General features: G+C 36.0%; 11 protein-coding genes. 6 read left to right on the forward strand and 5 right to left on the reverse strand.

Annotation, left to right across the window (positions count from 1 at the left end):
• Window positions 1-121: 121 nt before the first annotated feature.
• From R2Q80_RS13975 to R2Q80_RS13995, 5 genes are all read right to left on the reverse strand, one after another.
• Window positions 122-799 carry an SMI1/KNR4 family protein gene (locus R2Q80_RS13975; protein WP_316800174.1) on the reverse strand — a complete coding sequence of 226 codons (678 nt, stop codon included), beginning with the start codon at window positions 797-799 and terminating at the stop codon, window positions 122-124.
• Between the two features lie 1,530 nt (window positions 800-2,329).
• Entirely contained in the window at window positions 2,330-3,502 is a 1,173-nt protein-coding gene (locus R2Q80_RS13980; RefSeq protein ID WP_316800175.1) for a hypothetical protein, read from the reverse strand.
• Between the two features lie 208 nt (window positions 3,503-3,710).
• On the reverse strand, window positions 3,711-5,030 hold the full coding sequence (locus tag R2Q80_RS13985) for a serine hydrolase domain-containing protein (protein ID WP_316800176.1): 1,320 nt from the start codon (window positions 5,028-5,030) through the stop codon (window positions 3,711-3,713).
• Complete coding sequence (locus R2Q80_RS13990) at window positions 5,027-5,629, reverse strand: hypothetical protein (RefSeq protein WP_316800177.1); 603 nt, start codon at window positions 5,627-5,629, stop codon at window positions 5,027-5,029. The genes R2Q80_RS13985 and R2Q80_RS13990 overlap by 4 nt, the downstream gene beginning before the upstream one ends.
• Window positions 5,626-5,961: a PadR family transcriptional regulator gene (locus tag R2Q80_RS13995; RefSeq protein WP_316800178.1), complete on the reverse strand. Its 336-nt coding sequence runs from the start codon at window positions 5,959-5,961 to the stop codon at window positions 5,626-5,628. Before R2Q80_RS13995 ends, R2Q80_RS13990 begins: the two co-directional genes overlap by 4 nt.
• Window positions 5,962-6,501: 540 nt before the next feature.
• Between R2Q80_RS13995 and R2Q80_RS14000 the strand changes: the two genes are divergently transcribed.
• From R2Q80_RS14000 to R2Q80_RS14025, 6 genes are all read left to right on the forward strand, one after another.
• Window positions 6,502-7,350, forward strand: coding sequence for a helix-turn-helix domain-containing protein (locus tag R2Q80_RS14000; RefSeq protein ID WP_316800179.1), 849 nt, complete (start codon window positions 6,502-6,504; stop codon window positions 7,348-7,350).
• A gap of 81 nt (window positions 7,351-7,431) precedes the next feature.
• Window positions 7,432-8,589 carry an alpha/beta hydrolase gene (locus R2Q80_RS14005; RefSeq protein ID WP_316800180.1) on the forward strand — a complete coding sequence of 386 codons (1,158 nt, stop codon included), beginning with the start codon at window positions 7,432-7,434 and terminating at the stop codon, window positions 8,587-8,589.
• A 267-nt stretch (window positions 8,590-8,856) separates the two neighbouring features.
• Window positions 8,857-9,249, forward strand: coding sequence for a BlaI/MecI/CopY family transcriptional regulator (locus tag R2Q80_RS14010; protein WP_316800181.1), 393 nt, complete (start codon window positions 8,857-8,859; stop codon window positions 9,247-9,249).
• Complete coding sequence (locus tag R2Q80_RS14015) at window positions 9,249-10,736, forward strand: M56 family metallopeptidase (protein ID WP_316800182.1); 1,488 nt, start codon at window positions 9,249-9,251, stop codon at window positions 10,734-10,736. The genes R2Q80_RS14010 and R2Q80_RS14015 overlap by 1 nt, the downstream gene beginning before the upstream one ends.
• 103 nt (window positions 10,737-10,839) lie before the next feature.
• A complete protein-coding gene (locus R2Q80_RS14020; protein WP_316800183.1) occupies window positions 10,840-12,258 on the forward strand; it encodes a serine hydrolase domain-containing protein in 1,419 nt (472 codons plus the stop codon).
• A gap of 422 nt (window positions 12,259-12,680) precedes the next feature.
• Window positions 12,681-12,902: a hypothetical protein gene (locus R2Q80_RS14025; RefSeq protein WP_316800184.1), complete on the forward strand. Its 222-nt coding sequence runs from the start codon at window positions 12,681-12,683 to the stop codon at window positions 12,900-12,902.
• The last annotated feature ends 328 nt before the right edge of the window (window positions 12,903-13,230 follow it).

Raw genomic sequence — 13,230 nt, forward strand, 5'->3', positions numbered from 1 at the left:
GATCTAGAAGCACTAGGCTGTCTGCCAGCACTGAACTTGACACGAGGCATGAATCTTCATGTAAGCAGTGCATCCACTTTTTTGTTGAACACACGGTCACCTGCTGGTATGCGTTGTTTATTTAGTATCCAAACTGCTCAAAGTTTGCTTTTTCCATTTGTGTCCAACTTGCCCAATATGATTTACCTGTCGACCCCGCACCTTTAGGGTCAATTGTATAAAAGCCGGGTATTACTTCAAAGCTTTTTCTCGTTTTAGTTTCAGTTAAGAAATGCGTTAAACATTCTAACATTTTTTCAAAGGATGAGAATACAATTTCGTTTAAACCGTCTAAGTCGCCACCGTATTCGTGGTCATAAACTCTAATGGGAAAATCTTCCTTGTTATTTGCGTTTCTTGTGTCAAATACTAATGGTCCTGCGTCATTCCCATCATCTGCAAATGGAATGAGTCCGAGCAAAATAAGTTGTTCTGCTACGTCCCAGTTAAGATTGTCGATTACTTGCTCCAACGGCTTTGTCGGCAAAGAGTATGGGAGTCTTATTGTTGAACAATCACAGTCAGCGAAAAAATAGCGTTTATGCCATTGAATAAAGTTTTCTGGAAATTTAACTTTAAATTTTGTTTCTACTTTTTTATAATTGTCAGAAGTTAAAGTTCCTGGAATAAGTTTCCATTCATACCAGCCTTCTTTGTCAAGTTCTGATCCAATCATTTCTTTTGGAACACTGTCAGTATAAACTGACCTCATTCCTATTCTACAATACGCTTTGAAAAATTGGTCTATTCTGTCAGTCATTATTGTCATTTTTAAACTTGCATTTAATTATGTATAGCAGCCATAAATTTGCTCGAATACGTACTTAATTAGGTGCATTTGGGCCATAGAATAGATACCTATCAATTGAGAATTTATTAACTAATCTGTAATTAGAGGAATTGCACTTCAGCAACAAATTCCACTTAAATTGGTCGAATTATATTTTCCTTACAACTAGCAATTCTTCGTTATTTGAGATCATTTATAGTCAGGTGTTTATACCAGTTTACATATACCCCGTTTCACCGCAAATAAATTTGTTATAAAGTATTGCTTATCTGTATTTATATAATTGGCAAAAGGGTTTATGAATTGGATTAAGCATATTAGCGCTAAAAAAAAACTTTGGATAATATATTTCACTTTTCAGTTTTTAAAGATGTACACTGTAGTAACATAATACAAAAATTGTAGTAACATTGCCACACATTTATGGGACATGAATTTTATTGGTCATCGATATTACAGGATTATATCTAATTAATCATAATGATCATTTGATACTTATGGCAAAAATTGAAACAGTGCAATATTTGCACAATAGAGAGATTTTATTAAAGTTGTCGCGATAAGATTCATAATTATTCATTTTAAAAGAAGGCGATACTTGAACTGATGGTATACGGAGCAGTTTTAGTAATGTTAAGTACGTTTTTTTCTATTTTATAACTTTACTGCCACATCTATTTTTGCAACTTTACTTGAATGGTATGCATTATCTGATCCACACTTTCTCCAGCAATCCAGGTAGCTAGTTTGCCAGGGAATTACATTACCATTTCTTCAGAAATATACAATAGTTTAATTTCCAGTAAATTAAGTAATGTCCTAGAAATTTAAAATAAAAGTTGTACATGGAAGAATATGTAGATTGAAAACAACAATTTTCAGAATAACTCTTCTTGTAATTATACAACTGCTTAGCTTATTTAGCATTCATAGGCGTAAAGTAAGTATTTGTATAATTGATTAATGACTGCACAAATCAGAAGTAAAGCAAATGGCAGTATCAGATGACCATATTGTAGGTAATAATCATTGAACTTTTTTCTGTTAGGAATATGAGCATCTTTAAAAAAATGATCTATGATTTCATGTTTTTCTTTGACAATATAAATAGCCTGTGTTTTGTTAGATGTTTTAAGCCGAAGGATTATTAAATCATTTAAGGGAACAGAAATATGGTATTCTTTAATATGAGAAATTGGAATCTCGTTTTTATCTATAATGATCCTGTCATTACAAAAAGCAATATGGATCACTCTTTTTTTTAGCTTGTTTAAAATAAAGCCATATGTGCTACCGACTACGGTCACATATAATGTATATCTGTATTTGTCGAAATAAGAGCAAACAAGGATGATGAATGCAAAAACGGGTAGCCAATAATAGACAATCTTTAAAACGGTTTTATGATTATATCCTTTAGTTACGCAAATGGTATAATTCCTCATGGATTTTAATTTCTTCTATGTCATGCCAAGCTATTTATGGATTATAAGAAGCCCATTAATGCTCATTTTTAAACTGCAAACCCTCAATAACATCCTTTAAATCCGAGAGGTGATAATAGTCGTTTTTTTTAATAATTTCCAGTATTTCGGGGTGGGATGCACTGATATAATAAAGGGATGTTGTCGCATTGCGCCATGTACTACTTCTGTTGAGTGGTTTGAATCTATAAAAAGCCTGGCTTTCCACATTTGCTACGAAAGCCACTATTTTAGCTTTCTCTTCAATTGAAAAGTTTTTCATTGGAGGTTCATTAAATATAAGATCTTTATCATCTTTGAACAGGTAATCTAGGTAGTTTCCGAGTGAATAAATGTACCGGTCATCATCTTTGCTTGTATGTCGTGAGACGAAATTCAGTAAGCCTTCCTGAATCTGTAATTTTCCTTCGCAGTTTTTTTTGAAAAATATTTCAACTATTTTTTCGGTCATATTATGATTTGGATTGCTATACTCCTCATAAACATCCTCTAGAACCAATTGGTTGACCATTTCTTCTTTATCATACCCGAAATTACTGACAAGTCTTCGCAGAAACTCTTTGTCATTTTTTATTAACCAACTGAGAGCTGTCTTGCTGTCATTAAAAAGATATTTATTTCGTGCAATAATAAATTTCGGGAGAATTATATTGATTGAGTTACCATTAATTTTTACAAGGTCTTTTACCAGAAAAGTTTGGGTTAAAAATTTTTCACTTTGAACAATAAACAAATTTTCAGTGTAATTATATAAATCGTACTGATTTTGCAATCTTGTGTTTTTTGAGCCATCCATTGCCTTGCCAAACAGGGTAATGTGACTGCTTTTTGATGAAACCATATCACAGTTTGCATATGGCGTGATTTTAAAAATTATAAACAGTTTTTTATTGAAATCCTCTTCTGAAATAAATTTGTATCCTGATTCTTTGAGCCCCTCTGCTATGATATCTCTGCAGATAGCAAAATCATTTTCAGAAAGCTTATACGGTTTTTCAGGCTCATTTTCTTCAGTTTCAACATCTTTTTGTTCTTCAATGAGTCTTCTAATCGCAACCATATCAACTGATTTGTTTGCCTGTTCATTATTTATTTTCGTTATCTTCTTATCATTATTTTTTTTTGCTGAACGCTCACAACTTACCAGGATTAATAGTGTCGCAGCGATAATTACTTTTATACTTTTCATTTAAATCTACTTTGCCTATTTCACGATAGAAACTGTTATCAAATTACCAGGAGTGAGAAAATCTTACTTTCTGAGGATAATCTAAGTCAAAATTTTAGCAATACTTATATTTTTTTTCCCTTGGATAGTAAAAGCTCAGAGCTGATAGTTATCTAGCAGGCTTTTATCCTTAACATTTGCAATAAATGCTTATAAAATATAATTACGCCTAATCCTTGGAAAATGGAATTTCCTTGCCACCTTGTTTTAAAATCATACCTGAATTTTGCCTGTTAAACTGAAGTATAATACCGGCTTCTTCGAATTCAAAGCTATCATCTCCATTAGCTTTAAGCGCAATCGCAGATTGCCCTGTAGCCTGAGCAAATAATTGATTATCCACCTGTGTAACGACTATTTTTAAAGGCATTACTTTGCTGGAATACGTACCGGTCAAAGGCTTTAAATCATCAGCGTGAACAGTAACTTCACGAAAAGACGGCATTTTAAAAGGCTTCTGAAAATAAATACTTATTACTGCCTTAAACACATTTTCTAATTGATACCGTAATCCATTAGAAATGATAGCCACTGATAGATCTATTTTCGGAAAGTACCATAAAGTGGATTGAAATTTATCAATACTACCTGTATGTCCGTAGGCTGTATTTCCGTCAAAATTCGATTCAAACATCCCCATTCCAAATCCATTCACCATAGTTTTCATTTCTTCCAGCGATTTTTTGGAAATGATCCTGGCTTTAAAAAGATCTGATATAAACATGGCTAGGTCTGTAGGATTGGAGACCACAGAACCCGCTCCCATCGGTATGCTTAAATCCGTCTCCTGATCCTTAATCCATTTATTATCAAATGCGAAAGAATAAGCCTCATTGTTCTTTAATGCAATCTTTCCCCCTGCCCGTGTTGAGGATAAATGCAAAGGTCTAGTAACTTTATTTTTTAGTATATCTGCATACGGTTTGCCGTATACCTTTTCCAATATGTAACTTAAGATAACATAATTAGAATTACTGTATTGTGGCCTAAGCCCTGGTTCAAAGTCACTTTTAAGGTTTGACAGTACTTTTAACATCTCCTGCTGAGATTTTGAAAAAGTATAATATTTAAGGTACGTTTCTTCACTGGTAAAGTTGTGGATACCACTCCTGTGGTTTAGAAGATCCCTGATGATAATCTTTTTTGAATTGAAAATTTCTGGAAAATATAGATCCAGCTTATCTTGCAAAGATAGCCGCTTTTCCTCTACAGCTTTCAGCACCAGTGCAGCGGTAAACATTTTTGATACCGAACCTATTCGAAAAAGCGTTTCAGTATTGGATCTTCGCCCGGTTTCGACATCTGTAAAGCCAATGGCATTGCGGTAAAACACTTTTCCATTTTGTACCAGTACGACGCTACCCATGAACTTTTGATTTTCATCAAGGATTCTGAAAAGGCTATCCATTTGGCTAACACGGAATGTTTGTGAAAAGGCTGTGGTGACAAAAGCGAACACGATGGGAAGCGTTAATAGTTTTTTGATCATGATTTATTTTTGGTGAGTTTTTTCTTGAGTTTCAGGGCGAGGGTGAGTAATACATAGAAGAAAAGCGCCGCCGCAATCATCACTGGAATAAACCAATTACCCAGTAGTTCTTTAACCTTCGGGTCACCCGATTCTTTTAGGTGGCCAAGAACAACAAATGATGTATTTTTATAATACATCCCTACATCGGCCGGATGAACGAGCTTTGCAAAAATTAAAAATACAAAGCCAAATAACAAAAGATATAATATTGAGAAGACTACGTAAGAAATCCCGTTAGATAGGTTTAGAAATAAGGCCTTGATAACGTGTATCGGATTAAAGGTGGTGGTCGCCTGCTCAAGTTTTTTATCTGCAACTAATTGCTTCAACACCTCTTCGGGTGCACCAATTCGTTCCAAAACGTTTAGCAAGGCATCGATCTCAGGCAGTGTGCTGTTTTGCTGGAAAGCTTCAAAAATGTGACTATTAATTTCCATATAAATATCGTTCATATTTTCTGCTGAAAGTGATGATGTAGCAGTGCTCACCCGCTTCATGTAATCCTGATAGATCCTCCGCGATGCATCTTCATTAAATGGTATCTGTTCTATTTTCATTTGATAATTTTTTGGGTAATGGTTTGTAGATGGTTCCAATATGAATTCATTTCACGGAGAATATTTTTTCCGGATTCAGTAAGCGAATAGTATTTTCTTGGAATTCCTGTTCCCTGCTCAACCCATTTGGATGAAACTAGTTCCTCTGTTTTCAAACGGTTCATCAATGGGTAGAGAGTACCCTCGGCAATGTCCATTTTGGCATGTTTGCGCAGTTGTTCAATAAGTTCATAACCGTAAAACTCATTTTCATGGAGAATATTCAGGATAATAAATGTCAAAGTACCTTTCTTAAGCTGCGACTTCCAGTTTGTTATAAATGAATCATTCATAAACAAATGTATAACAAATTACATTGTTATACAAAGTACTATTATATAAATATGTAATTATAATTTGTCCGTCTGGTTATAAACCGGCTACGAAAATCTATTAGTGCCAGATAGTGAGGATAAGTTAATACGAAATTCAAAAGCACTATTATTACTGTCGATCTTTTCGCTTGCGTTTAATTCTGGAGAAAAAGTGGGTAATCTAGCAAGATGATCACCTGATAGCAAACCAGAATGTTTAAGGCTAGAAGAAAATGCTCGAAACTTTGTCTATTTCAAGTCAAGTCCGTAGAAATTCAAAAAAGTTTTTTTACTTCAATAGAAGATGAGATAATTTATAATATTCAAGCCGAAACCACTGTAACCGGTACCTGACTAAATTAATCCGTAAAAACTCAGGACTTCATCTTTTGAAGCTTCCAAAAGCTAAATCTCGCTTCCATATAAAAAACGAGGAAAATCAAATCTGGGGCTTGCCAAATTTTAAAAAATATCGCTTTCTTTGAGCTTAAGAAATATACTGCTTAAAATATAACCATCATGAAGATTGAAACTTTTTATCCCGAGCAGAGTCTACTTAAGAATTTCATCCAATATTACTATTTTCAGAAAACGGAAAATTGTGACTTTAAAACAAACTATTATGCTTTCCCTAATCTAATTCAAACCTTAAATATCCATAAAAACGTATCCTGCGAAATAAAATCACATCAAGTTAAAATTACAGGGATCGAGAAGGATAATTATTTGATGATTTTACAAGGTCGGTTTCAGCTTCCTCTAAATGTAGAACAAGAGGGCAAAATCGATAAGTTGACCATTGTTTTTAAGGCTCTTGGTTTAAATCATTTTATCAAATCACCTTATCTAGACATATCTCGCAATCCAACACAAATTTTCGAGGACTGGTCAGATGACAAGCTGTATGAAAGATTTTTATCCTCATTCTTTGAAGAACCTGATAATAAAAAGAGGATTGAAATACTTGAGAGTTTTTTGTTGTACAAATATTCACCAGTTCAGGAGGGAAAAATATTGAATCAGGCAATCGATATGCTTGCTGACGTTGGTATGGAACTTTCAATCGATGAAATTGCAAGAAAAATGCATATGAATACCAGAACATTCAACAGGCTAATATGGAAGCATTTGGGGATATCACCGGTTGGCTTCAGAAAGATTGCTCGCTTCAGGCACTCCTTAAAAGTTAAATCACTTAATACTCCCTTTACTTCACTTACCAAGATCGGATATGCGAGCAACTTTTATGATCAATCCTATTTTAATAAAGTCTATAGAAAAATCACGGGAGACAACCCCTCCGGCTTTTTTAATTCAATTGAACGGCTCGCAGACAACCAATTAATTTTAAAATTTGTTGAGAAATGATATTTATGTCCGAAAAGTACAATTTTCAGGTTTTTTTTTCGATTTTATTTGCGCAGTTAATTGATCGAAAGAATTACCCAAATGAAATTATTACTTTTTACCTTATTATCATGTTTTGCTATCAACTGTTCAGCGCAGAAAGTTGACACCCTATCCATAGACTCAAAAGTCTTAAATGAAAGCAGAAAGCTAATAATTTACACACCCGTACAGTATGAATCTGCGCCTAATCAGAAATTTGAAGTTATTTACGTCTTTGATGCACAGGCCAGAGAGGTTTTTGATATGGTTCACGCGACCATGGCATTCAAAAACAATAACATTTGCCCAATGATTGTTGTAGGAGTCGTTTCAGATGATAGAAACAAAGACTTTTTACCCGCAAATGAATTCAAGGAAACCTCGGAATCCTATCAGGGTCATCTGGGTAATGCTGACAACTTTTTGAATTTTATTGGCAATGAGCTTATCCCTGCTGTAGATAAAAAATATAGAACATTGCCTAAAAGAATTGCTGTCGGACATTCAAACGGAGGCACTTTTATATCCTATAGCTTTCTTCAAAAGCCAGATTTATTTGATGCCTACATTGCCATTTCCCCAAATTTCGGATACGATAAGATGCAGTTTGTAAAGCGTTTCAAAGACTTTAAATCCAAAAACTTAACTGCTACTAAATTTTTTTATATGTGTAATGCAGGAGGGTATCCTGAAGAAAGAGATTGGATAACAGCGAGAAATGAAATCGCCGGAATTTTCAATAGCGCAGCATTTAAAAATAAAGTAACCTTCAAGGCTCAGGATTTCTCTGCAACTGAAACCCACGGTTCAGTTTTCCAAATTGGGGTGATTAATGGCGTGAAAAAATATTTTGACTACCAGTATTTTAATTCCGAAAATCTTTTAAAATATTATACTCAGCTTAAAAAACGAAAAATCATGGATTTCAACCCCCAGGGATTGAACCAACTCGCTTACAACTTCTATTATATGGGAAAAACAAATGATGCATTACAAATATTACTTTGGTCTCATCAAATATTTCCACATGATTTAAACCTGTTTGATAGTATCGGCGAAATGTATCAGAATATAAACAATAAGGTCAAGGCGAAAGAATTCTACCTGCTCCTTAATGAAGAAATTGAAAGGCAGAAGGGAACCATGAAGGCTGATGAATATCAGCAATTTAAAGATGGTGTAAAGGGACGAATCAATTCATTACAGAACAAAAAATGATTTTGCCTAACAAGGTCAATTTGTTAAAAATTGCCTTACTTTGATTATCATTATTTAAAGATGGTTTGGTCTCCTGTGTGCAATGACTTTTCTATCTCGGGGAGCACTTTGCGTGTTAGAAAGATGATTTTAAGAAGTTGCTTGTCAAAAAAGCATAGTTGTATTCCCTATGATACTTCAATTCTCAGAAATCGGATGATCCCAAAAAAATTATAATAAAATACACATTATGTTTTCAACGTACGTTTAAATACGTACATTAGCTTCATGCAAACTCCGAAAGCTACAGCAGCCTATAATCCAACAAAAACAGAATTTGATGTTTTGCAAGTTCTTTGGCAATACGGTCCGTCGACTGTACGGTTTGTTCATGATAAATTAATTCTTCAAAAAGGGGAAGTGGCCTATACTTCAACGCTTAAGCTGATGCAGCTCATGCATGAAAAAGGCATTTTAGATCGTGACGAAAGCAAGATGCGTCATTTATATACCTCGGTACCCCATGAAAGTGAACTCACGCAGACTGTTTTGAAGCGGTTTATTGACAGTACGTTCAAAGGATCGCCAAGCAGCCTGATGGTGGCTTTGCTGGGCAATAGCGATACCTCTGCTGAAGAATTGGACAAGATCAGGGAATTAATCAAGAACATGAAACAATAATGAAGGACAGCCTACATTTTTTGCTGGCCTACATTTTAGGATCAAACCTGTTTCAGGCCTGGGCCTTCATGCTGTTACATTCAGTTTGGCAAGGACTGCTGTTGCATATGGTCGCTGTTTTATTATTGCGGTATGGAAAACGGATGGGCGCTGCCCTCAGGTATAATTTACTGCTTTTCCTTTTTTTTATTTTCCTGGTGGCCTGTGGCTGTACATTAGCGTTACAACTAGGAACAGCGCCGACCAGGTTAATATTGAACTTGCCCGGTCCGGATACCGGTTCCGTATCGGTTGACCCCTTGTTGCCTTTGGTTACTTTTTTATGGCTAATCGCATTTTTAATCCGCTCCGGCCGTTTTGGTTGGGATTTAGTAAATAGCCATCGGCTAGCACGGGCAGGTAACGGCAAAACGGACCCCTATTGGCAGCACCGGCTGGATCAGCTTGCGTTAAAATTGAGGATCAGCGGAAGGATCAGGCTTTTAGAATCCACAGCAATCAATGTACCCGCTATAATAGGCTTGCTCAAACCCATTATTTTGATACCGATGGGTGTACTGGCTTCAATGCCTGCCGATCAGCTCGAAGCCGTTTTGTTACATGAACTGGCGCACATACGCAGGAAAGATTACCTGGTTAACCTGATCCAGGTTACGGCGGAAGCCATATTTTTCTTTAACCCGGCATTAAAATGGCTATCGGTGCAAATCCGCATTGAGCGGGAGCATTGCTGTGATGATATTGCCCTTTCCCATATCAATAAACATACATTTGTTCAGGCCCTGGTAAGCTTTCAGGAACATTCTCATTACCGGCGGTCTTTTCCGCTCGCCTTTACAGGTCAGAAGGATCAGCTTCTAATACGGGTCAGCCGGATCATAGGTCATCCAATATCGTCATCGAGGCATGCCCGGTGGTATTTGTTGGTTTATATGTTCCCTTTGTTGCTTATGGGCTGGTTTTTCCTGAACAACGCTATATTTCCCTTACAGCATGATCAGATGATCTCCAGGCTTATCAATTTAAAACCTCTCCGAAAAAAAGGTCTGGCAATTACCAGCAATGCGGCTCCGGTACCGCAGTCACAGCTGATAGCTAAAAAGGAAGTCCCCGGTAGTGCGCTATCTGTGGTTCAACATATGGATGCCGAATCCTCTGTGATCCAACGCAAGGATAGCATATCTTCGATTTCATCTGCACCCCAGGCAGCAACTGCTATAAATGAAGTAGTGCAAAGCGAGTATTCGAAAGAGATGCAGGCTTATGGTGAACGAATGGTGCTGTACAAAAAAGAGATACAGGCCTATAGTGAACAGATGGCGGAGCACAACAAAACACTACATGATGGCGATGAGCAAATGGTGCTGTACAAAAAAACACTACAGTACTATAATGAAGGGCTGGTGCAGTATAAAAAAACACTACAGGACTACAATGAACGGATCAGGCATCATTTAGACGACCTCCCGGTCAAACCTCCTGATTAGTAATTAGATATTTACATCCAACTTTTGTCTTGAATTCCATTTTTTTCTGCCCCGGGGCGGGATAGGGATTGCTATGTCTGAACTTTTATCTAAATCACAATAAATGAAAAATATCTTCAAAACTCCGATTATAATTTTGCTGCTGCTGAACAGTTATTTATCAATAGCCCAAATGAATGACCGGAACGAAAAGATCCACCTGCTTGACTCTGTTTATCAGGCACTGTATGTATCAGGTTCTTTTAACGGCAATGTGCTGATTGCCGAAAAGGGAAAGGTGGTCTTTAAAAAAAGTTATGGCTTTGCCGATGCAGTAACTCAAGAAAAATTGAACCTGCAGACAGTTTTTGAGTTGGCCTCTGTTTCCAAACAGTTTACTGCAATGGGCATCGTCTTATTAAAAAAACGGGGGCAATTAAATTATGATGACCCCATCTCGAAATATCTGCCTGAGCTTGATTTCTATGATGGTGTGACCATAAGGAATCTGTTGAATCACACAAGTGGGGTGCCTGATTATATATATGTAGACGTTTTCCGGGAGAAATGGGATAAAACCAAAATAGCTACTAATGTAGAAGTGATCACGGAGTTTGCGAAATATAAACCGCCGTTGGATTTTCAGCCCGGGGAAAAATCGCAATACAGTAACACCGGCTATGCTTTACTGGCATCTATTATCGAAAGGGTTTCCAAACAAACCTACGAACGGTTTCTCAAGGAAAATATTTTCAGGCCCCTCCATATGAAACATACTTTTATTTACCGATGTGTCTATGCGCCTGAAAAAATAAAGAATTATGCACAAGCCTATGGAACAGATAGTTTATTGAATTACATTTCCGCTTATCATAGCATCGAAAATAAATTAACAACCTATAATTACCTTGATGGTGTTGTCGGAGCCCGCACGGTCCACTCTAATCTGGAAGATCTTTTAAAATGGGATAGGGCTTTATACACGGATAAACTTATTAATCCAGAGGATAAAAAAGAGATTTTTGGTTCCTTAAAAACAAGGAATGGAAAAGAAAACAGTTACGGTTTTGGCTGGGTCCTTTCCCAGAATGAAAAATATGGCAAAATTGTTAATCATTCCGGTAGTTGGGCCGGGTATATTACTTACATAGAAAGACATACCGACAGTGATAAAACCATTATCTTACTGCAGAACGTGAATACCCCAAATTCGAAAATCGCCCTTGGTGACATCAGAAAGATCATGTATGGTTTAAAGTTGCCGGTTAATAAAAGGATCTTTCCCAATCAGGAGGATCTGGATAAATATGAAGGCATCTATTCCGGTTCCGATTATCCTAAGAAAATAGTGGTCTTCAAAAAAGGGAATCGTTTAGCCGCACATTACGCAGGCTCGCCCGTTAGCGCATTTTCAATGGATGCTTATCAGAACCATACTTTTAAATGTGAGCCTTGGGATGTTGAAATGGTCTTTAACCCTGATAATAATTCCTTATTGGTGACGGAGGATGAAAAACAATATACCTTAAAAAAACAAAAATAATGTACAGAACTTGGCCGTCAGCATATTATTATTGGAGCTGCAAAATTAATAACTAACCAGTAAGCGGTTAGGATTTTGTTCCTTAAAGATCGTTTTCTTATTGTAGTAACTCCATTATATGATTACAGAAGGTAGGAAAATAAAGTGGAGGGTCACATCATCTTGTGCTGGAACTTATATATTCCATTAAATACTTTTGGCTTTGATAATCAAGGAATTAATCATAATGATCGTCAAATATGTAATCTACCTGTAATATAAAATAAACATGATGTTTTGATCTTTATTCGATAATTAAATATTGCCACACGAAGATTACAAAAAGCTTATTTATTTTTTCAATTATTTTTTTTTCAGGTTGTTCCAAGACAAATGATGTTGAAGCTCCAGTAGAGCGCTTTTTTAACTTCCAGAATTATACCATGCGTCTTCTTACTGGCGAAAAACAGATTTTTGAACTTAGGGAAAGCATGACGAATTATCCTTTTTCTGCGATCAGGTTTGAATCCTGGGATGAAGGTAAAGTAAAGATTCTTGACGATAGAACCGTTCAGTCAATTGCCCCTGGTACAACTGCTGTAAAGGCGATGCTGGGAAACAGAGAATTGGATAGATTTACCGTTGTAATTGTACATGCGCTGTAACTGCAATTTCCCTGGGAGCAGGGGTGCCAATCTTAGAGGAGGGACAGTTTCGCCAATTACTGCGACAAATTTAATAGTTAAATATACTATCAAGGTTATTAAATAGATATTAGCAACTATTAAAATAATTAAAGTAGCAATACGAAATATTTGTTCGTTTTTTGAGACTCGTTGATAAAAGTAAAATTACCAGAAATGATTTCAAAACCTTTTTCATCCTGAAAACACTCTACTAGCTGCGTTATCTTTAAGTTGCGAACGGGTGGATACCTAGCTTTAGACTTATAAATATGAAAGAACTTATTTCTGAACTAGCTTTGCAAAGGAT

Origin of the sequence: Pedobacter frigidisoli (assembly GCF_032678525.1) — a bacterium.
Taxonomy (GTDB): domain Bacteria; phylum Bacteroidota; class Bacteroidia; order Sphingobacteriales; family Sphingobacteriaceae; genus Pedobacter; species Pedobacter frigidisoli_A.